Raw genomic sequence first — 17,584 nt, forward strand, 5'->3', positions numbered from 1 at the left:
ACCCTGGAAAACCGTATCGAACCTCTCTGCCCGTTCTGCCTGCCAAGTTGCCGCAGGCACCTAAACAGTAAGCAAAAAAGACGGCTCCGCGCACGGGGACCACTGTTGCAAACGCCGGATTATACAATAGGGCTCGAAACCAACCGTATCCAAAGCCCATCCGTGTCCCTCCTACATCGCGCCTCCTTCCTTACCTCCGCAGCTCGCCTCGACCAGTTGCCGGCCGCCGGCGCTCCCGAGGTCTGCTTTGTCGGCCGCTCCAACGCCGGCAAATCCACGGCCATCAACGTGCTGTGCAACCAGCGCCGTCTTGCGTTTTCCAGCAAGACGCCGGGCCGCACGCGCTTGATCAACATGTTCGGCTTGCCCGACCCGCTGGATCCGGAAGGCCACATCGGTTTTCTCGTTGACTTGCCCGGCTACGGCTATGCGTCCGTGGCGCGCAACGAAAAAGAAAAATGGGCGGACATTCTTGGCGGCTACCTGCGCGACCGCGAGTCGCTTGCGGGCATCGTGCTGCTGATCGATATCCGCCGCGGCGTCACCGAGCTTGACCGCCGCCTGGCCAACTTCATCGCCCCCACCGGCCGCCCCGTGCTGGCGCTGCTGACCAAGGCCGACAAGCTGCCCTATGGCCAGCGCATGCGCACCGTGTTCTCGGTCCGCAAGGACCTGGCCGACATCGGCGCCCTGCACACCATCCCGTTTTCGGCGCCCGAGCGCATCGGGCTGGAAGAAGCGGGCGCCCACATTGAGAATTGGATTTCCCCCAAGGTCGAATCATGAACCCGCAGATCATCACCCCTGAATTTCCGGTTTCCCGCCCCCGCCGCCTGCGCCGCGACGACTTCACCCGCCGCCTGGTGCGCGAGAACGCGCTGACGGTCAATGACCTGATCTACCCGGTGTTCGTGGCCGACGGCACGGGCATCGAGCAAGCCGTGCCGTCCCTGCCCGGCGTGGTCCGCTATTCGCTGGATACGCTGCTGCCCGTGGCCGAGAAATGCGTCGAACTGGGCATCCCGGTGATGGCGCTGTTCCCGGTCATCGACCCGTCGCTGAAGACGCCCGACGGCGTCGAAGCGACCAACCCGCGCGGTCTGATCCCGCGCGTGGTGGGCGAATTGAAAAAACGTTTCCCCGAGCTGGGCATCCTGTGTGATGTGGCGCTGGACCCGTACACCAGCCACGGCCAGGACGGCGTCATCGACGAGAACGGCTACGTCATCAACGAAATCACGGTCGAGATCCTGGTCAAGCAGGCGCTCACGCAGGCCGCCGCGGGCGTGGACATGGTGGCCCCCAGCGACATGATGGATGGGCGCATCGGCGCGGTCCGCAAGGCACTGGAAGCCAACGGCCACATCCACACGCAGATCATGGCCTATTCGGCCAAGTACGCCAGCGCGTTCTATGGCCCGTTCCGCGACGCCGTGGGCTCGGCCACCAACCTGGGCAAGTCCAACAAAATGGCTTACCAGATGGACCCGGGCAACCTGGACGAAGCGTTGCGCGAAGTGGCCGCCGATTTGCAAGAAGGCGCGGACATGGTCATGGTCAAGCCGGGCATGCCGTACCTGGACGTGCTGCGCCGCGTGAAGGACACCTTCCGCGTGCCCACGTTCGCCTACCAGGTCAGCGGTGAATACGCGATGATCAAGGCCGCCGCCGCCAATGGCTGGCTGGACCACGACAAGGTCATGATGGAAGCGCTGCTGGCGTTCAAGCGCGCCGGCGCCGACGGCATCCTGACGTACTTCGCCATCGAAGCCGCCACGCTGCTCAAAGCGCAGCGCTAAGCACTTTTAGGGTCAGGCGCCGGCGTGGTCCGGCGCAGCCCCAGCCACGTTCCCCCGAGCACGCAGGCCAGCCCCAACACATGGGTCAAGGTGACGTGTTCATCCAGGAACAGCGAGGCGAACAACAGCCCGAATATCGGCAGCCAGTTCACGAACAAGGCGGCGCGGCTGATGCCCAGCCGCGCGATGCCGGCGTTCCAGATGATGTTGCTGACGCCCGAGGCAATCACCGCGGAAAACAGCAGCACCAGCCACGGCCACCAGGTCATCTGCCAGGTGTCGGTCTGGTACGACGACGGCGTCACCAACGCGTGCGCCACCAGCATCAGCCCGCCAGCCAGGTACATGTACCAAAGCATGCCCAGCGGGTCCATCGTGCGCGACATGCGCTGGATCACCAGGCCGCCGAACACGAACACCAGCACGGCCACGAATACCACCGCGTCGCCCCAGCCATTAAGCCCGAATTGGGCACCGCTGCCGGCCACCACCATGCCCACGCCCAGCAGCCCGAGCAGAGCGCCGCAGATGCGTACCAGGGTCAGTTTTTCGCGATAGAACAGCGCGGCCAGCAGTGCCGACAACAAGGGGCTGGTGGCCATGATCAGCGTGCCGTTGGCGGCGGAAGAAAAGCGCAGCCCGGAGACCAGCGCCACCTGGTGCGCGTAGACCACCAGAAAGCCCGCCAGCGCCACCCAGCCCAATTCCACGCGGCCCAGCTTGGGCACGCGGCCACGGCGGGCCTTGATGATGAGGGTGACGGTGATGAACGCAACCACGATCCGCACGGCGGCAAGCGCCTGGATGTCCATGTGCTGCGTGAGGTACTTGATGGAGACGATGTTCAGGCCCCATGTGGCCATGACGAACATCAATTGAACATAGATCAGACCGTTGCGGTCCTGGCTTGCATCAACTGTCGGGGACGTCACGGGCGCCGGCCTGGAGGGAGTGGGATGCGCCGCCCACGCAGCGCAGCCGCCATGGTATATCGCCCGCCGTCAGCGCACCAGCACCTTGTCCAGCGATTCCGTGAAGCGCTTGGCATCCTGGAAACCCACTACGCGCGCATCGGGAAGTTCCTTGCCGCCCGGCTCGAAGAACATGATTCCCGGCGGCCCGAACAGCCGGAAGCGTTTGAGCAGCGCGCGGTCGTCGGCGTTGTTTGCCGTGACGTCGGCCTGCACCAGCAACATGCCCGACATGCGCTGTGCGACACCGGGATCGGTGAACGTGAAGCGCTCCATTTCGCGGCAGGATACGCACCAGTCGGCATAGAAATCCAGCATGACCGGCTGGCGGCTTTGCGCCAGCAGCGCGTCCAGCTCGGCGTTGTTGCGCACACGCGTGAATTGCATGTCGCCCTTGGCGACGGCCGTGCCCACCGTCGCGTCGCCACGTGCGGCCAGATGCGATAGCGGTTGCAAGACATCGCGCCCCCCGCTGGCCGCGCCGATCAGCCAGGCGGCGGCGGCAAGCGCCAACAGCAGCCCCAGCCCCTTGGCAAACATGCGACCGGCACCGGCGCCCGCGGGCAAGGCGTCAAACGCGCGCAGCATCACGGCGGACACGACGGCCAGGAAGGCCCAACCCGTCATCTGCACCCAGGTCGGCACCACCGGGATCAGCATCCACCACGCGGTCCCCAGCAGCAGCATGCCGAACAGGCGCTTGACGCCATCCATCCACGGGCCGGCCTTGGGCAGCAACGCGCCCGAGGACGCGCCAACGATCAGCAAGGGCACGCCCATGCCCCAGGCCATGGCAAACAGCGCCGAGCCGCCCAGGATGACGTCGCCCGTTTGCGAGATATACAGCAGCGCGCCGGCCAACGGCGCGGCCACGCACGGCCCGACGATCAAGGCGGACAAGGCGCCCATCAGCAGCGCGCCGGTGTAGCGGCCGCCCGGCACGCGTGACGAGCGCTCGGACAGCTTGGCCTGGACGCCGGACGGCATCTGGAACGTGAACACGTCGAACATGGCCAGCGCCAGCACGGTCAGCAGGATGGCGAACAGCGTCAGGATCCAGGGGGTTTGCAACCAGGCGGCCAGACCGGCGCCGCTCAGGCCAGCGGCCACGCCCAGCGCGGTGTAGACCACCGACATACCCAGCACATAGGTCGCCGCCAGGGCCAAACCCCGACCGCGCGTGGGCCGGGGCTGCGCCACGCCACCCAGCACGATCGAAGACAGGATGGGAATCATCGGCAACACGCAGGGCGTGAAGGCCAGCAACAAACCCAGGATCAAAAACACGCCCGCCGTCTTGGCCCAACCCAGGCCGCCCAACGCATCGGCCAGACCGGTATCGCCTGCGTTGACCAGGGCGCCAAGGCCGGTAGCCGCGGGGGCCGAGGTGGCTTGCCCAGGTTGCGATGATTGCCCGGCTGCTGCGAGCAGGCCGCCCGCCAAGGCGTATCCGCCCGCCACCGGCGTCAGCTTGACGCTGCTGTCCATCGGCGGATAGCACAGCCCGGCGTCCGCGCACCCCTGCCCGGTCAACGTCAGGGTGAAAGGCGCGGTGCCCGAGCCCACCGGCACGCGAATCAGGACGTCCTTGTGGAAGACTTCCATGTCCTTTTCGAAGGTCGGGTCGTACTTGACCTCGCCCTTCGGATAGACGGCCTCGCCCAGCGTTGTGGCACCGGCCGGGCTGATCGTGATGCCGAAACGCTCGCGGTACATGTAGTAGCCGGGCGCAACCTTGTAGTGCAGTTCCAGCGTGTCGGGCGCGGCCATCTTCGCGCTGAAGACGAACGCTTTTTCGGGCTCAAGAAAGTCGGCTTCAGCGTGCGCCGCCTGCCAACCCAGCAGCAACAGCATCATTGCCAGCAATGCCAGGCAGCGTCCGATCAGAGTGCGCGCCGCGCGAGGGGCGTGAATCGGGCGCCCGGGCGCGTCGACGATACCGGCAGGTTGAAACATCAGTCTCTCTTGTTTTTGGTGACGGCCGTTTGTTCTCGCACCCAATCCAGATAGGGCGCGGCGCCGCCAATGACCGGCAGCACGATAATTTCGGGCACATCGTAGGGATGCATCTGCGCCAGGGCCTGAACAACGGCTTGATGACGTGCGTAGGTGGTTTTGATATGGATGGGGACTTCTTCCGTCCCCTCGACCTCTCCGTTCCACAGATAGATGGACAGGCCCGGCGCGCCAAGGTTCACGCACGCGGCCAATCCATCTTCCACCAGCACATGCGCGATGCGCTTGGCCAGCAAGAGGTCGGGCGCATTGCTGATGACCAGCACGACGTCGTCATCGCGCAACATGGAGGCTCCTTGAGATAACCGTGTGGGATGTAACTCGGGGTATTTTATCGATATTGCGCCGAAGCCCGGACGCCGGACGCTGGCAGCCGGACCCGGATACCCGCGCTCGAACCTGCCGGCCAAGCGCCCGCAACCATATCGACGCCGCCACCATGCCACCCGCTTTCACGAGGCCCGCATGCCCGACAATTGCCTGTTCTGCCGGATCGCCCGGCACGAGATTCCCGCGCACATCATCCACGAAGACGACCGCTTGATGGCCTTCCTGGACATCCAGCCGGTACGGCCGGGACACACGCTGATCATTCCGAAGCAGCATTACCCGTACTTCGAGGACATGCCGGCCGACCTGGCGGGGCACATCGTAAACCTGGGACAGAAGCTGGGACGCCACATGAAGCGCCTGTACGGGGTGCAGCGCGTGGGGTTCGCGTTCACGGGCATACACGTCGCGCATTCGCACGCGCACGTCATCCCCATGCATCACACGCAGGACGTCACATCCACCGCGTACATCGAACAGCAGGACCTGACGTTCAAGATGCCGCCGCAACCGCCTCAAGAGGTACTGGCAGCCACCGCCGAGCAGCTGCGAGGGGAACTGCACGCCTCGTGACGTCAGTCGCGTGGCGGGGCGCGCAAATAAAACAAGGGCGGGTCCGAAGACCCGCCCTTGTCGCTTATCTAGCAACCGAATTTATTCGGCGCTGTCCGCAGCGGCTTCATCAACTTCCGGACGGTCAACCAGTTCCATGAAAGCCATGGGAGCGTTGTCGCCTTGACGGAAGCCCATCTTCAGCACGCGGGTGTAGCCACCGTTACGGGCCGCGTAGCGCGGGCCGATTTCGGCAAACAGCTTCACCACCGCATCGCGATCGCGCAGACGGGCAAATGCCAGACGCTTGTTCGCCAGCGTGGGCTCTTTGCCCAGCGTGATCAGGGGTTCGATGACGCGGCGCAATTCTTTCGCCTTCGGCAGCGTGGTCTTGATGGCTTCGTGAGTGATCAACGAAACGGCCATGTTGCGGAACATGGCAAGACGGTGACTGCTGGTGCGGTTGAGCTTACGCAAGCCATTACCGTGACGCATGATAAGTTTCCTTTGAATCTAAAGATGGCGTTCGCCATCGGGTTGCCGGCTCTTCTATCAACCTGCAATCAGGCCGCGGTCCGGTAGAAAACGGTGCATTTTACGACGAATTCGCAAACCGCCCGACGGGGTTGCCGGGCGTTGCAGGTGGCGCCCCGTTGCCGGGGTGCCACCCGTTAAAACTTAGGGACGCTCCAGGCCCAGGGGCGGCCAGTTCTCGAGCTTCATGCCCAAGGTCAAGCCACGTGCAGCCAGAACTTCCTTGATTTCGTTGAGCGACTTGCGACCCAGGTTCGGGGTCTTGAGCAGCTCGTTTTCGGTACGCTGGATCAGGTCGCCGATGTAGTAGATGTTTTCGGCCTTCAGGCAGTTGGCCGAACGCACGGTCAGTTCCAGGTCGTCGACCGGACGCAGCAGGACCGGGTCGATCTGCGGCGTGCCGCGAACCGGAGCTTCGTACGAATCACCAGCGCCTTCCAGCGCGGCGAAGACCGAGATCTGGTCCATCAGGATGCGAGCCGACTGGCGCACCGCTTCCTCGGGCGAAATGACGCCGTTGGTTTCGATGTCCAGAACCAGCTTGTCCAGGTCGGTGCGCTGTTCCACACGGGCGCTTTCCACCGCGTAGCTGACGCGGCGAACCGGGCTGAACGAAGCGTCCAGAACGATACGGCCGATGGTGTGGGTGCGGTCTTCCGACAGCGCGCGCACGTTGCCCGGCACGTAGCCGCGGCCCTTCTCAACCTTGATCTGCATTTCCAGCTTGCCTGCGTCCGTCAGGTTGCAGATGGCATGGCCGGGGTTGATGATCTCGACGTCGTGCGGCAGTTCAATGTCGCTGGCCAGCACGGTGCCCGCGCCGGTCTTGCGCAGAACCAGGGTCACTTCGTCGCGATTGTGCAGCTTGAAAACCACGCCCTTCAGGTTCAGCAGGATGTCGACGACATCTTCGCGAACGCCCGGGATGGTCGAATATTCGTGCACCACGCCCGTCATTTGCACTTCGGTCGGCGCGTAGCCGGTCATCGAAGACAGCAGGATGCGGCGCAGGGCGTTGCCCAGCGTATGACCGTAGCCACGCTCGAACGGCTCCATCACGATCTTGGCATGGTGCGTGCCGACCGGTTCGACTTCAATGGAGCGCGGCTTCAGAAAACCTTGAGTGGACATTTACTGTGTTCCTTTTCAATACCCTCGGCTCGTTACACCGATAAGGCTGATGGACAGGTGAAACATGAAACTAGGGCAGCGCGAAAGCGCCGGCCGATACTTACCGCAAAGCCCGCCCCACCAAAAGGCGGAAGGCGGGCTGCTGCGAGACGTGCAAACGGGTCGCGGGACCAGTAGCCGGCACACCTGCGAAGGAGGCGCCGGCCGACCTGATTAACGCGAGTACAGTTCGACGACCATCGATTCGTTGATGTCGCGAGCGACGTCAGCGCGATCGGGGACCGACTTGAACGTACCGGTCAGCTTGGTCGCGTCGACTTCCACCCATTGGGGGATGCCGATGCTGGTGGCCAGGTCGAGCGATTCCTTGATACGGCCTTGCTTCTTGGCCTTTTCACGGATCGAGACGACGTCGCCGGCCTTGACCAGCATCGAAGCGATGTCAGCCGTGTGGCCGTTCAGTTCGATGGCGCGGTGGCTGACCAGCTGGCGAGCTTCGGCGCGCGTCGAGCCGAAGCCCATGCGGTAGACGACGTTGTCCAGGCGCGATTCCAGCAGCTGGATCAGGGTTTCGCCGGTGTTGCCACGGCGACGCTCTGCTTCAGCGAAGTACTTGCGGAATTGCTTTTCCAGCACGCCGTACATGCGCTTGAGCTTTTGCTTTTCGCGCAGCTGCAGGCCGTAGTCGGAAGTGCGGGCACCCGAAGTGCGGCCGTGTTGGCCAGGCTTGGAATCCAGCTTGCACTTGGAATCCAGCGAGCGACGGGCGCTCTTCAGGAACAGGTCAGTACCCTCGCGGCGCGAGAGCTTGCATTTGGGTCCAATATAACGTGCCATGTGGATTCCCTTTAGATACGACGACGCTTCGGCGGACGGCAGCCGTTGTGCGGAACGGGCGTGATGTCGGCGATGGACGAAATCTTGATGCCCAGCGCGTTCAACGCGCGGACCGACGATTCGCGGCCAGGACCGGGGCCCTTGATGCGCACTTCCAGCGTCTTGATGCCGTATTCCAGCGCGACGCGGCCAGCCGTTTCAGCGGCGACTTGCGCGGCAAACGGGGTCGACTTACGCGAACCCTTGAAACCAGCACCACCCGAAGTGGCCCACGACAAAGCGTTGCCCTGACGGTCGGTGATGGTGATGATGGTGTTGTTGAACGAAGCGTGAACGTGCGCGATGCCGTCCGAGACGTTCTTCTTAACCTTTTTGCGCACGCGCGAAGCGCCGCTGGTGGAAGCTTTCGCCATAATCCAGTTCCTCGATTATTTCTTCAGGGACGCAGCAGCACGACGCGGGCCCTTACGGGTCCGGGCGTTGGTGCGAGTGCGCTGGCCGCGCACGGGCAAACCGCGCTTGTGACGCATACCGCGGTAGGTTCCCAGGTCGATCAAACGCTTGATCGAGAGCTGTACTTCACGACGCAGGTCGCCTTCAACCGTGAACAAACCAACATGTTCGCGGACGCGTTCCAATTCAGCGTCGTTCAGATCCTTGACCTTTTTGTCAAAGGGTACGTTTGCCGCTTCGCAGATTTTGCGAGCGCGCGTACGACCAATGCCAAAAATGGCGGTCAGTCCGATCTCGGCGTGCTGTTGCGGCGGGATGTTAATGCCAGCAATACGGGCCATGACTATTCCTTGAATAAATCTGTTGCGTAGTCGCTAACCCGAGTTAGCCTTGACGCTGCTTGTGACGCGGGTCGGTGCAGATAACACGCACCACGCCGTGACGTTTGATAACTTTGCAGTTGCGGCAGATCCGCTTAACCGATGCCATTACTTTCATGGTTGACTCCTAATTTTCCGTAATCCGGTTCCGCTCATTTGGAGCGGAAAACTATCCTGGCTCGCGTCAGATCATAGGGCGTGAGCTCCACTGTGACCTTGTCACCCGGCAGGATCCGGATGTAATGCATACGCATCTTGCCGGAAATATGGCCCAACACCACGTGGCCGTTTTCGAGCTTGACGCGAAATGTCGCGTTCGGGAGGTTCTCAAGAACCTCGCCTTGCATCTGAATGACGTCGTCCTTGGACATTCTTTTGCTTACCGCATCGGCAAACCCGCGCCCTTGAAGTTGGCCTTCTTGAGCAACGAGTCGTACTGGTGAGACATCATGTAGGCCTGAACCTGTGCCATGAAATCCATCGTCACCACCACAATAATCAACAGAGACGTACCACCGAAGTAGAAGGGAACGTTCCAGCGCATCACCAAGAATTCCGGCAACAGGCACACCAACGTAATGTAGATGGCACCTGCGAGCGTCAAACGCATCAGGATCTTGTCGATGTAGCGCGCTGTTTGTTCACCCGGACGAATGCCCGGAACAAACGCACCACTCTTCTTCAGGTTGTCCGCCGTTTCGCGGCTGTTGAACACCAGAGCCGTGTAGAAAAAGCAGAAGAAAATAATCGCGACGGAGTACAGCGTGATGTAGAGCGGTTGACGAGGCGACAGGGCCGCAGCCAGGTCGCTAAGCCAGCGCATGTTCTCACTGCTGGAGAACCAGCTCGTGATCGTGGCCGGGAACAGAATGATCGACGATGCGAAAATCGGCGGAATCACCCCTGCCATGTTCAGCTTCAGCGGCAAATGCGAGCTTTGACCACCGTAGACCTTGTTGCCGACCTGACGCTTGGCGTAGTTCACCGTGATCTTGCGCTGTCCGCGTTCCACGAACACCACAAAAGCGGTAACCAGCACCACCAGAGCCACAATGAACAGTGCCGAAAGCACGGACATCGCGTTGGTGCGGACCAGGTCCAACAGTGCAGCCAGCGCCGCGGGCAAACCCGCAACGATACCTGCGAAGATCAGGATGGAAATCCCGTTGCCCAGACCGCGTTCCGTGATCTGTTCACCCAGCCACATGACGAACATGGTGCCAGTGACCAGAGTCACAACGGTCGTGAAGCGAAACAGCATACCCGGATCGATCACCAGTCCCTGTTGGGACTCCAACGCCACCGAAATGCCCACTGCTTGCACCAGCGCCAGCACGACTGTGCCGTAGCGGGTGTATTGGGTAATCTTCCGACGACCGGATTCGCCCTCTTTCTTGAGTGCTTCCAGCGACGGCACCACCACCGACATCAACTGCATGATGATGGATGCCGAAATGTACGGCATGATCCCCAGGGCAAAAATCGAGAAACGCGAGAGCGCCCCACCCGAGAACATGTTGAACAGGCCCAGGATCCCGCCCTGGTTCTGGCGGAACAAGTCCGCCAGCGCATCCGGATTAATACCCGGTACGGGGATGTGTGTACCCAAACGGTAAACCACCAGGGCGAGCACCAGGAACACCAAACGGCGCTTCAAATCACCGTACCGTGCTCCGGTTTTGCCCAATGCCTGCGCGTTAGCCACTCGTCACCTCGTGATCAAGCAAGCGAGCCGCCCGCGCCTTCGATGGCGGCGCGAGCGCCGGCCGTCGCAGTAATGCCCTTGAGCACTACCTTGCGCGAGAGTTCACCCGACTTGATGACCTTGGCGTAACGAACCGCCTGACCAATCACGCCAGCCGCCTTGAGCACTTGCACGTCGACTTCGTCGATGGGCAAGGCTTGCAGGTCCGACAGACGGACTTCGGCGTACAGGTGCTGACCGAGCGGGGTGAAACCACGCTTGGGCAGACGACGCTGCAGCGGCATTTGACCGCCTTCGAAGCCAACCTTATGGAAACCGCCCGAGCGCGACTTCTGACCTTTGTGGCCACGGCCGGCGGTTTTACCCAGACCCGAACCGATACCACGGCCGACGCGGCGCTTGGCGTGCTTGCTGCCCTCAGCGGGCTTCAGCGAATTAAGTTGCATATCCGACATGGTGATTCCTTAGGCTTCCGAGACGGAAACGAGATAATCCACCTTACGGATCATCCCACGCACCTCGGGCGTATCGACCAACACGCGGCTGCTGTTGATGCGGCCCAAGCCCAAACCGCGAACCGTATCACGGTGCGATTGCTTGGTACCGATCACGGAGCGCACGAGGGTCACTTTGATCTGCTTCTGAGCCATGATTTACCCCAGGATTTCTTCGACCGACTTGCCGCGCTTGGCAGCAACATCGGCCGGGGTCAGGGAAGCGCGCAGACCGTTCAACGTGGCGCGAACCATGTTGTAGGGGTTGCTCGAGCCCAAGCTCTTGGCAACCACGTTACGCACACCCATCACTTCAAAAATAGCGCGCATCGGGCCGCCGGCGATAACGCCAGTACCTTCAGCAGCCGGCGAGATCAGCACGGTAGCGGCGCCATGCTTGCCAACCACGGTGTGGTGCAGCGTGCCGTTCTTCAGAGCAACCTTGAACATGCCGCGACGGGCCTGTTCCATTGCCTTCTGGACGGACACCGGCACTTCACGCGCCTTGCCCTTACCCATGCCGACGCGACCATCGCCATCGCCAACCACGGTCAGCGCGGCAAAGCTCATGGTGCGACCACCCTTGACCACTTTGCTCACGCGGTTGACCGCGATCATCTTTTCGCGGAGGCCGTCATCGTTCTCTTTTTCCGCGGCGTTCTTGCCTTGTACTTTAGCCATTTGACAGATCCTCGCTTAGAACTTCAGGCCGGCTTCACGCGCGGCATCGGCCAGCGCTTTCACGCGGCCATGGTAACGAAAGCCCGAGCGATCGAAAGCGACCAGTTCGATACCGGCAGCCTTGGCCTTTTCGGCCACGCGCTTGCCAACCAGGGTCGCAGCGGCAGTGTTGCCGCCTTGACCGGTTTGGCCGGCCAGTTGCGCACGCACTTCGGCTTCCACCGTCGAGGCGCTGACCAGAACGCGATCGCCTTCCGGCGAAATGATGTTGGCGTAGATGTGCTGGTTCGAGCGGAAGACCGAGAGGCGGTGAACGCGCAGCTCGTTGATCTTCCGGCGGGTCGGAACCGCACGACGCAAACGGGAAACTTTTTTGTCCATGATTCGTCCTTGCGTGCGCCGTTATTTCTTCTTGGTTTCTTTGATGACGACGCGTTCGTCCGAGTAACGCACACCCTTGCCCTTGTAGGGTTCGGGCTCGCGGTACGAGCGGATTTCAGCGGCCATCTGACCGACGACTTGCTTGTTGGCGCCCTTGATGACGATTTCCGTCTGGGTGGGGCATTCGGCCTTGATACCGGCCGGCAACTGATGCAAAACGTCGTGCGAGAAACCGAGCTGCAGCTTAACGGCATCGCCTTGGATCGAGGCGCGGTAACCCACGCCAACCAGGGTCAGCTTGCGCTCGAAGCCCTTGCTCACGCCGGTAACCATATTGGCCACCAGAGCGCGCACGGTACCCGACATGGCATTGGCGTGACGAGATTCGTTGGCGGCGGCAAACGTGAGCTTGCCTTCGTCCATCGCAACCGTAACGTCGCCAGTCAGGGCTTGAGTCAGGGTGCCCAGCGGGCCCTTGACGATGATCTGATCCTGCTTGATGTCAGCTTCGACACCCTTCGGCAGTTCGACCGGATACTTAGCGATACGTGACATTCGAATTTCTCCTTAGGCCACGTAGCACAGCACTTCGCCGCCGACGCCGTTGGCGCGAGCCTTACGGTCGGTCATGACGCCGCGCGAGGTCGAAACGATAGCCACGCCCAGGCCGTTCATGACCTGAGGAATGCTGGTACGGCCCTTGTAGATACGCAGACCGGGGCGCGAAACGCGTTCGATGCGTTCGATAACCGGGCGACCAGCGTAGTACTTCAGGGTGATCTCGAGCTCAGGCTTGGCCTGGGTGCCCTTGATTTCAAAGCTGTCGATGTAGCCTTCGTCTTTCAGCACAGCGGCAATTGCCGCCTTCAGCTTCGAGGAGGGCATGCTCACCGTAACTTTGTCCACTTGCTGCGCATTGCGAATGCGGGTCAGCATATCGGCGATGGGATCGCTCATGCTCATAATGTATCTCCTACCAGCTGGCCTTGGTGATGCCGGGGATTTCGCCCTTCATCGCCATTTCACGCAGTTTGTGACGCGTCAGGCCGAACTTGCGGAACACGCCGCGCGGACGACCGGTGACCACGCAACGGTTACGTTGGCGCGTCGGATTGGCATTGCGCGGCAGCTGTTGCAGCTTGAGCCGAGCTTGGTAACGTTCTTCGTCGGTCTTCGACTGGTCGTCGATGATCGCCTTCAACTCAGCGCGCTTGGCAGCGAACTTGTCAGCCAGCTTGGCGCGCTTGATGTCGCGATTGATGAGGGAAAGTTTAGCCACGTCATCAGCCCCTTAGTTACGGAACGGGAAGCTGAAGGCCGTCAACAGCGCCTTGGCTTCTTCGTCGGTCTTCGCGGAGGTGGTGATGCTGATGTTCAGCCCACGCAGCGCGTCGATCTTGTCGTACTCGATTTCGGGGAAAATGATTTGCTCTTTCACCCCGATGTTGTAGTTGCCACGGCCGTCGAACGCACGACCCGAGATACCACGGAAGTCGCGCACGCGAGGCAGCGCGACCGCAACGAGGCGATCCAGGAATTCGTACATGCGTTGACCACGCAACGTGACCATGCAACCAATCGGGTAGTTTTCGCGGATCTTGAAACCGGCGATAGCCTTCTTGGTCTTCGTCACGACAGGCTTTTGGCCAGCGATCTTGGTCAGGTCCGACACCGCGTGTTCGATAACCTTCTTATCGGACACGGCTTCCGAGACACCCATGTTCAGGGTGATCTTGGTGATGCGCGGCACTTCCATGACGCTCTTGTAGCCAAACTTGGCCTGCAGGTCGCCAGCGACCTTGCTCTTGTAGAAATCTTGCAAACGAGACATGTCTATCGCCCCTTACGCCTTGGCGCCGACAACGGCACCATTGGAACGGAACACGCGGACCTTGCGACCTTCGACTTCTTGAACGCCCACGCGGTCGCCACGACCGGTTGCGGGGTTAAAGAGCGCCACATTCGAGATGTGGATCGGCATGGTCTTTTCGACAATCCCGCCCGGGTTGTTAGCCATCGGGTTGGCTTTCACGTGCTTCTTGACGATGTTGACGCCTTCGACCAGAACGTGGTCGGCATCAACACGAGCCAGCACGGTACCGCGACGCTTCTTGTCGCGGCCGGTCAGGACGATGACTTCGTCGCCTTTACGAATGTTATTCATCGTAGGGCTCCTTACAGCACTTCCGGGGCCAACGACACGATCTTCATGAACTTCTCGGTACGCAGTTCACGCGTAACGGGTCCGAAGATGCGGGTGCCGATGGGCTCCAGCTTGGCGTTGAGCAATACGGCGGCATTGCCACCGAACTTAATCAGCGAACCGTCTTTACGGCGCACGCCCTTGGCGGTACGAACCACCACGGCATTGTAAATTTCGCCTTTCTTGACGCGTCCGCGCGGAGCCGCATCTTTGACGCTCACCTTGATGATGTCGCCGATACCGGCATAACGGCGCTTGGAGCCACCGAGCACCTTAATGCACATGACATGACGCGCACCAGTGTTATCGGCCACGTCCAGCGTGGTCTGCATTTGGATCATGATTTTTCCTGTTCCAACTTAACTGGAAATACTGTTTCCCCGGGGTTTTCCCCCCGAGGAACTCTGCAATTCCTGCCAGTTTTGGTCCCGTCAGGTCTGCCGCCCTGCTTTTGTGTTGTAGACCTAGAGCTTTCGCTCTACCTCTGCAACGGGTTGGCAACGCAACGACCCTGGGTTGAAATCCTGCGGGTATTCCCCCAACTCGATGAGCTAAATCTTCCTTAACTCAATCGACAATCTGGGAAAGCTGATCATTCTAGCGTGGTTAAATTTTGAGCGCAAGTACTTTGTTGGTATGACGCACAAAAGACCACGCTCCCCAATAAGGGGAACGGTTTGCGGGCCATCTGCCCCCTATTTCTGGCGGTAGTAGCCCTTCTCCCAGGCATCGTGATTGGCCTTGCCGCGACGGATTTCGTCCGTGAACGGGGCCGCTCTGAGCACCAGGCGATTCAGCCATTTTACCGGAACACGGCACGGCCTTTCGAAATCGACGAACAGAACGGCGCGTAGCCCGTCCGTGTCGTTGTGAACCTGGTGGGGATACAGGTCATCGAACACCACGGCGCGGCCTTCCCGCCAGCTATACCGTTCCCCTCCGACTTCTATCCAGCAGCGTTCGGCCGGCTCGGGCACCACCAGCCCCAGGTGCAGGCGCAGCACGCCGTTGTAGGGGCCGGTATGCAGAGGAATTCGCTTGCCCGGTTCCAGGATCGAGAAGAATGCGCTGCGGATACCTGGTATCCCGATCAATGCGCGGGCGGTTTCCGGGCAACGCGCCAGGTTGCGTTCAGATCGCAGCCCGTACCCCATGAAGACAAACGTCTTCCATTGGTCGTCGGACGTGATCATCCCGACATCCGGGGATATCTCATGAAATGCCGGCAGATGCTGGCGTTCGGCCAGTAATTCGGCGAGTTCGGCGCGGATGGCCGGGGTCCGCGCCTCCAGCTCGGGGATCCACGGGAACTGGTCATTCTGGAAGATCGGCTTGTCGCCCACCAGCGACGCCCGCGCGATCCGGTGACGTAGCCAATCGATGAAGCGAAAAAGCACGCGCGAATACAGACTGGGCTTGTTGCCGGAAAGCGCGTCAACGGGTTGCACGATGGGTATGGAATCAGGCTGGCTAAGATGGCCCATTGTGTCCAAGCCCGCCCGGGCTTGCAAGACTTGGCCCCTCCCATTGGCTCCAATCCTGCGCTGCGGATTGGCCCTCCCCGCATCGCGCAAGCTGGTTTAGACTGGCGTGGGCGACACGCGATCGCACTCCACTCCTATTTCGCAAGGAAAGACAGGCATGTATGAACAGTTGGCGCTGTATATCGACGGCGAATTCATCTCCGGCGAGGGTAGGCGCACCCAGGACGTCATCAACCCGGCCACGCTTGAAGTGCTGGGCCAGCTGCCTCACGCAACCGAAGCCGATCTGGACCGTGCGCTAGCCGCCGCCCAGCGCGCGTTCGAATCGTGGAAGAAGTCTTCTCCCATGGATCGTTCGGCCATCCTGCGCAAGGTTGCCACGCTGTCGCGCGAGCGCGCCAAGGAAATCGGCCGCAACATGACGCTGGACCAGGGCAAGCCGCTGGCCGAAGCCGTGGGCGAAGTCACCTCTTGCGCTGAACACGCCGACTGGCACGCCGAAGAATGCCGCCGTATCTACGGCCGCGTGGTCCCGCCCCGCAATCCCGATGTACGCCAGTTTGTCGTGCGCGAACCCATCGGCGTCTGCGCCGCGTTCACGCCGTGGAACTTCCCGTACAACCAGGCCATCCGCAAGATCGCCGCCGCGCTCGGCGCCGGATGCACGGTGGTCCTCAAGGGTCCGGAAGATTCGCCCAGCGCCGTCATGGCGATTGCGCGCATGTTCCACGATGCCGGCCTGCCCAAGGGCTGCCTGAACATCGTCTGGGGCGAGCCCGCCAAGATCTCCGACTACCTGATCCGTTCGCCGATCGTGCGCAAGGTGTCGTTCACCGGTTCCGTGCCGGTGGGCAAGCAGCTGGCCGCGCTGGCCGGCGCGCACATGAAGCGCGTCACGATGGAATTGGGCGGCCATTCGCCCGTGCTGGTGTTCGACGACGCCGACATCGACCGCGCCGCTGAAATGCTGGCCAAGTTCAAGGTTCGCAACGCCGGTCAGGTCTGCGTGTCGCCCACTCGCTTCTACGTGCAGGAAGGCGCCTACGAGCAGTTCCTGGCCCGCTTCTCGGACGTGCTCAAGAACATCAAGGTCGGCGACGGCCTGGAAGCCGGTACCGACATGGGTCCGCTGGCGCACGAACGCCGCGTACCCGCCATGAGCGCCTTCATCGACGACGCCAAGAAACACGGCGGCAAGGTCGTGGTGGGCGGTGGCCCGCTGGACCGCAAGGGCTTTTTCTTCGCCCCCACGGTCGTGACGGAACTGCCGGACGACTCGATGCTGATGACCGAAGAACCCTTCGGCCCCGTGGCGCCGGTGGTCCGCTTCAAGGACACCGACGAAGTCCTGCGCCGCGCCAACAGCCTGCCGTTCGGCCTGTCGTCCTACGTGTTCACCAATTCGTTGAAGACCGCCACCAAGGTCTCGAACGGACTGGAAGCCGGCATGGTCAACATCAACCACTTCGGCAGCGCGCTGGCCGAGACGCCGTTCGGTGGCATCAAGGACAGCGGCATCGGTAGCGAAGGCGGCCTGGAAACGTTTGACGGCTACCTCGTCACGAAATTCATCACGCACATCTGAGCGTTCCGCGCTTCAGCCCAAAAGCCCCGCAAGGGGCTTTTTTTCGTC

26 protein-coding genes are annotated in these 17,584 nt (G+C 61.5%); 4 read left to right on the top strand and 22 right to left on the bottom strand.

The window, feature by feature from the left end; genetic code table 11:
- Positions 1 to 162 precede the first annotated feature (162 nt).
- A complete protein-coding gene (gene yihA, locus AC0Z35_RS07245; RefSeq protein WP_006216506.1) occupies positions 163 to 786 on the top strand; it encodes a ribosome biogenesis GTP-binding protein YihA/YsxC in 624 nt (207 codons plus the stop codon).
- The gene (hemB, locus tag AC0Z35_RS07250; protein ID WP_104142463.1) at positions 783 to 1,799 is read left to right on the top strand and encodes a porphobilinogen synthase; all 1,017 of its coding nucleotides are present in this window, start codon (positions 783 to 785) and stop codon (positions 1,797 to 1,799) included. The genes yihA and hemB overlap by 4 nt, the downstream gene beginning before the upstream one ends.
- On the opposite strand, the gene AC0Z35_RS07255 is transcribed toward hemB, so the two are convergent.
- The 3 genes from AC0Z35_RS07255 to cutA form a co-directional block, all read right to left on the bottom strand.
- The gene (locus AC0Z35_RS07255; RefSeq protein ID WP_104142797.1) at positions 1,796 to 2,671 is read right to left on the bottom strand and encodes a DMT family transporter; all 876 of its coding nucleotides are present in this window, start codon (positions 2,669 to 2,671) and stop codon (positions 1,796 to 1,798) included. The genes hemB and AC0Z35_RS07255 overlap by 4 nt on opposite strands.
- Before the next feature lie 129 nt (positions 2,672 to 2,800).
- Positions 2,801 to 4,627: a protein-disulfide reductase DsbD gene (dsbD, locus tag AC0Z35_RS07260; protein ID WP_319309254.1), complete on the bottom strand. Its 1,827-nt coding sequence runs from the start codon at positions 4,625 to 4,627 to the stop codon at positions 2,801 to 2,803.
- A 98-nt stretch (positions 4,628 to 4,725) separates the two neighbouring features.
- A complete protein-coding gene (gene cutA, locus AC0Z35_RS07265; RefSeq protein WP_046807443.1) occupies positions 4,726 to 5,073 on the bottom strand; it encodes a divalent-cation tolerance protein CutA in 348 nt (115 codons plus the stop codon).
- Positions 5,074 to 5,251: 178 nt separating this feature from the next.
- On the opposite strand from cutA, the gene AC0Z35_RS07270 reads away from it, so the two are divergent.
- Entirely contained in the window at positions 5,252 to 5,689 is a 438-nt protein-coding gene (locus AC0Z35_RS07270; RefSeq protein WP_104142460.1) for an HIT family protein, read from the top strand.
- A gap of 81 nt (positions 5,690 to 5,770) precedes the next feature.
- Here the strand turns inward: AC0Z35_RS07270 and rplQ are convergent, their stop codons facing one another.
- From rplQ to AC0Z35_RS07365, 19 genes are all read right to left on the bottom strand, one after another.
- On the bottom strand, positions 5,771 to 6,163 hold the full coding sequence (gene rplQ, locus AC0Z35_RS07275; protein ID WP_006216513.1) for a 50S ribosomal protein L17: 393 nt from the start codon (positions 6,161 to 6,163) through the stop codon (positions 5,771 to 5,773).
- A 183-nt stretch (positions 6,164 to 6,346) separates the two neighbouring features.
- Entirely contained in the window at positions 6,347 to 7,333 is a 987-nt protein-coding gene (locus AC0Z35_RS07280; protein ID WP_006216514.1) for a DNA-directed RNA polymerase subunit alpha, read from the bottom strand.
- A 213-nt stretch (positions 7,334 to 7,546) separates the two neighbouring features.
- Positions 7,547 to 8,170, bottom strand: coding sequence for a 30S ribosomal protein S4 (rpsD, locus tag AC0Z35_RS07285; RefSeq protein ID WP_006216515.1), 624 nt, complete (start codon positions 8,168 to 8,170; stop codon positions 7,547 to 7,549).
- 11 nt (positions 8,171 to 8,181) lie between these two features.
- On the bottom strand, positions 8,182 to 8,583 hold the full coding sequence (gene rpsK / locus AC0Z35_RS07290) for a 30S ribosomal protein S11 (RefSeq protein ID WP_006216516.1): 402 nt from the start codon (positions 8,581 to 8,583) through the stop codon (positions 8,182 to 8,184).
- Positions 8,584 to 8,598: 15 nt separating this feature from the next.
- A complete protein-coding gene (rpsM, locus tag AC0Z35_RS07295; RefSeq protein WP_006216517.1) occupies positions 8,599 to 8,964 on the bottom strand; it encodes a 30S ribosomal protein S13 in 366 nt (121 codons plus the stop codon).
- Between the two features lie 43 nt (positions 8,965 to 9,007).
- Positions 9,008 to 9,121 (bottom strand): 50S ribosomal protein L36, encoded by a 114-nt coding sequence (gene rpmJ, locus AC0Z35_RS07300; RefSeq protein WP_003806928.1) that lies wholly within the window; start codon positions 9,119 to 9,121, stop codon positions 9,008 to 9,010.
- Between the two features lie 34 nt (positions 9,122 to 9,155).
- Positions 9,156 to 9,374, bottom strand: coding sequence for a translation initiation factor IF-1 (infA, locus tag AC0Z35_RS07305; protein WP_003806927.1), 219 nt, complete (start codon positions 9,372 to 9,374; stop codon positions 9,156 to 9,158).
- A gap of 8 nt (positions 9,375 to 9,382) precedes the next feature.
- Entirely contained in the window at positions 9,383 to 10,708 is a 1,326-nt protein-coding gene (gene secY / locus AC0Z35_RS07310; RefSeq protein WP_039882533.1) for a preprotein translocase subunit SecY, read from the bottom strand.
- A gap of 14 nt (positions 10,709 to 10,722) precedes the next feature.
- On the bottom strand, positions 10,723 to 11,163 hold the full coding sequence (gene rplO / locus AC0Z35_RS07315) for a 50S ribosomal protein L15 (protein WP_013397002.1): 441 nt from the start codon (positions 11,161 to 11,163) through the stop codon (positions 10,723 to 10,725).
- Positions 11,164 to 11,172: 9 nt separating this feature from the next.
- Positions 11,173 to 11,358 (bottom strand): 50S ribosomal protein L30, encoded by a 186-nt coding sequence (gene rpmD, locus AC0Z35_RS07320; RefSeq protein ID WP_006216520.1) that lies wholly within the window; start codon positions 11,356 to 11,358, stop codon positions 11,173 to 11,175.
- Positions 11,359 to 11,361: 3 nt separating this feature from the next.
- On the bottom strand, positions 11,362 to 11,883 hold the full coding sequence (gene rpsE / locus AC0Z35_RS07325; RefSeq protein WP_006216521.1) for a 30S ribosomal protein S5: 522 nt from the start codon (positions 11,881 to 11,883) through the stop codon (positions 11,362 to 11,364).
- A 15-nt stretch (positions 11,884 to 11,898) separates the two neighbouring features.
- Positions 11,899 to 12,264 carry a 50S ribosomal protein L18 gene (gene rplR / locus AC0Z35_RS07330; RefSeq protein WP_006227039.1) on the bottom strand — a complete coding sequence of 122 codons (366 nt, stop codon included), beginning with the start codon at positions 12,262 to 12,264 and terminating at the stop codon, positions 11,899 to 11,901.
- Between the two features lie 21 nt (positions 12,265 to 12,285).
- The gene (gene rplF, locus AC0Z35_RS07335) at positions 12,286 to 12,819 is read right to left on the bottom strand and encodes a 50S ribosomal protein L6 (protein ID WP_046807445.1); all 534 of its coding nucleotides are present in this window, start codon (positions 12,817 to 12,819) and stop codon (positions 12,286 to 12,288) included.
- A gap of 12 nt (positions 12,820 to 12,831) precedes the next feature.
- The gene (gene rpsH / locus AC0Z35_RS07340) at positions 12,832 to 13,227 is read right to left on the bottom strand and encodes a 30S ribosomal protein S8 (protein WP_006216525.1); all 396 of its coding nucleotides are present in this window, start codon (positions 13,225 to 13,227) and stop codon (positions 12,832 to 12,834) included.
- A 10-nt stretch (positions 13,228 to 13,237) separates the two neighbouring features.
- On the bottom strand, positions 13,238 to 13,543 hold the full coding sequence (rpsN, locus tag AC0Z35_RS07345; protein ID WP_006216527.1) for a 30S ribosomal protein S14: 306 nt from the start codon (positions 13,541 to 13,543) through the stop codon (positions 13,238 to 13,240).
- A 12-nt stretch (positions 13,544 to 13,555) separates the two neighbouring features.
- Entirely contained in the window at positions 13,556 to 14,095 is a 540-nt protein-coding gene (rplE, locus tag AC0Z35_RS07350) for a 50S ribosomal protein L5 (RefSeq protein ID WP_006216529.1), read from the bottom strand.
- Positions 14,096 to 14,107: 12 nt separating this feature from the next.
- Positions 14,108 to 14,428, bottom strand: a complete 321-nt coding sequence (gene rplX / locus AC0Z35_RS07355) for a 50S ribosomal protein L24 (RefSeq protein WP_006227036.1) — start codon at positions 14,426 to 14,428, stop codon at positions 14,108 to 14,110.
- Positions 14,429 to 14,439: 11 nt separating this feature from the next.
- Positions 14,440 to 14,808: a 50S ribosomal protein L14 gene (gene rplN, locus AC0Z35_RS07360; RefSeq protein ID WP_046807446.1), complete on the bottom strand. Its 369-nt coding sequence runs from the start codon at positions 14,806 to 14,808 to the stop codon at positions 14,440 to 14,442.
- Positions 14,809 to 15,162: 354 nt separating this feature from the next.
- On the bottom strand, positions 15,163 to 15,951 hold the full coding sequence (locus AC0Z35_RS07365) for an aspartyl/asparaginyl beta-hydroxylase domain-containing protein (RefSeq protein ID WP_485131633.1): 789 nt from the start codon (positions 15,949 to 15,951) through the stop codon (positions 15,163 to 15,165).
- 157 nt (positions 15,952 to 16,108) lie between these two features.
- Here AC0Z35_RS07365 and AC0Z35_RS07370 point away from each other — a divergent pair, with 157 nt between their 5' ends.
- Positions 16,109 to 17,536 carry an NAD-dependent succinate-semialdehyde dehydrogenase gene (locus AC0Z35_RS07370; RefSeq protein ID WP_046807447.1) on the top strand — a complete coding sequence of 476 codons (1,428 nt, stop codon included), beginning with the start codon at positions 16,109 to 16,111 and terminating at the stop codon, positions 17,534 to 17,536.
- Positions 17,537 to 17,584 lie beyond the last annotated feature (48 nt).

This window comes from Achromobacter sp. 1L-A-4-B-C2 (genome assembly GCF_057291955.1).

What these genes read in the sequence shown, in the direction of transcription:
- hemB (WP_104142463.1), top strand. Translation starts at nt 783, where the DNA reads ATGAACCCGCAGATCATCACCCCTGAATTTCCGGTTTCCCGCCCCCGC.
- AC0Z35_RS07255 (WP_104142797.1), bottom strand. Translation starts at nt 2,671, where the DNA reads ATGTTCGTCATGGCCACATGGGGCCTGAACATCGTCTCCATCAAGTAC.
- dsbD (WP_319309254.1), bottom strand. Translation starts at nt 4,627, where the DNA reads ATGATGCTGTTGCTGCTGGGTTGGCAGGCGGCGCACGCTGAAGCCGAC.
- cutA (WP_046807443.1), bottom strand. Translation starts at nt 5,073, where the DNA reads ATGTTGCGCGATGACGACGTCGTGCTGGTCATCAGCAATGCGCCCGAC.
- AC0Z35_RS07270 (WP_104142460.1), top strand. Translation starts at nt 5,252, where the DNA reads ATGCCCGACAATTGCCTGTTCTGCCGGATCGCCCGGCACGAGATTCCC.
- rplQ (WP_006216513.1), bottom strand. Translation starts at nt 6,163, where the DNA reads ATGCGTCACGGTAATGGCTTGCGTAAGCTCAACCGCACCAGCAGTCAC.
- AC0Z35_RS07280 (WP_006216514.1), bottom strand. Translation starts at nt 7,333, where the DNA reads ATGTCCACTCAAGGTTTTCTGAAGCCGCGCTCCATTGAAGTCGAACCG.
- rpsD (WP_006216515.1), bottom strand. Translation starts at nt 8,170, where the DNA reads ATGGCACGTTATATTGGACCCAAATGCAAGCTCTCGCGCCGCGAGGGT.
- rpsK (WP_006216516.1), bottom strand. Translation starts at nt 8,583, where the DNA reads ATGGCGAAAGCTTCCACCAGCGGCGCTTCGCGCGTGCGCAAAAAGGTT.
- rpsM (WP_006216517.1), bottom strand. Translation starts at nt 8,964, where the DNA reads ATGGCCCGTATTGCTGGCATTAACATCCCGCCGCAACAGCACGCCGAG.
- rpmJ (WP_003806928.1), bottom strand. Translation starts at nt 9,121, where the DNA reads ATGAAAGTAATGGCATCGGTTAAGCGGATCTGCCGCAACTGCAAAGTT.
- infA (WP_003806927.1), bottom strand. Translation starts at nt 9,374, where the DNA reads ATGTCCAAGGACGACGTCATTCAGATGCAAGGCGAGGTTCTTGAGAAC.
- rplO (WP_013397002.1), bottom strand. Translation starts at nt 11,163, where the DNA reads ATGTCGGATATGCAACTTAATTCGCTGAAGCCCGCTGAGGGCAGCAAG.
- rpmD (WP_006216520.1), bottom strand. Translation starts at nt 11,358, where the DNA reads ATGGCTCAGAAGCAGATCAAAGTGACCCTCGTGCGCTCCGTGATCGGT.
- rpsE (WP_006216521.1), bottom strand. Translation starts at nt 11,883, where the DNA reads ATGGCTAAAGTACAAGGCAAGAACGCCGCGGAAAAAGAGAACGATGAC.
- rplR (WP_006227039.1), bottom strand. Translation starts at nt 12,264, where the DNA reads ATGGACAAAAAAGTTTCCCGTTTGCGTCGTGCGGTTCCGACCCGCCGG.
- rplF (WP_046807445.1), bottom strand. Translation starts at nt 12,819, where the DNA reads ATGTCACGTATCGCTAAGTATCCGGTCGAACTGCCGAAGGGTGTCGAA.
- rpsH (WP_006216525.1), bottom strand. Translation starts at nt 13,227, where the DNA reads ATGAGCATGAGCGATCCCATCGCCGATATGCTGACCCGCATTCGCAAT.
- rplE (WP_006216529.1), bottom strand. Translation starts at nt 14,095, where the DNA reads ATGTCTCGTTTGCAAGATTTCTACAAGAGCAAGGTCGCTGGCGACCTG.
- rplX (WP_006227036.1), bottom strand. Translation starts at nt 14,428, where the DNA reads ATGAATAACATTCGTAAAGGCGACGAAGTCATCGTCCTGACCGGCCGC.
- rplN (WP_046807446.1), bottom strand. Translation starts at nt 14,808, where the DNA reads ATGATCCAAATGCAGACCACGCTGGACGTGGCCGATAACACTGGTGCG.
- AC0Z35_RS07365 (WP_485131633.1), bottom strand. Translation starts at nt 15,951, where the DNA reads ATGGGCCATCTTAGCCAGCCTGATTCCATACCCATCGTGCAACCCGTT.
- AC0Z35_RS07370 (WP_046807447.1), top strand. Translation starts at nt 16,109, where the DNA reads ATGTATGAACAGTTGGCGCTGTATATCGACGGCGAATTCATCTCCGGC.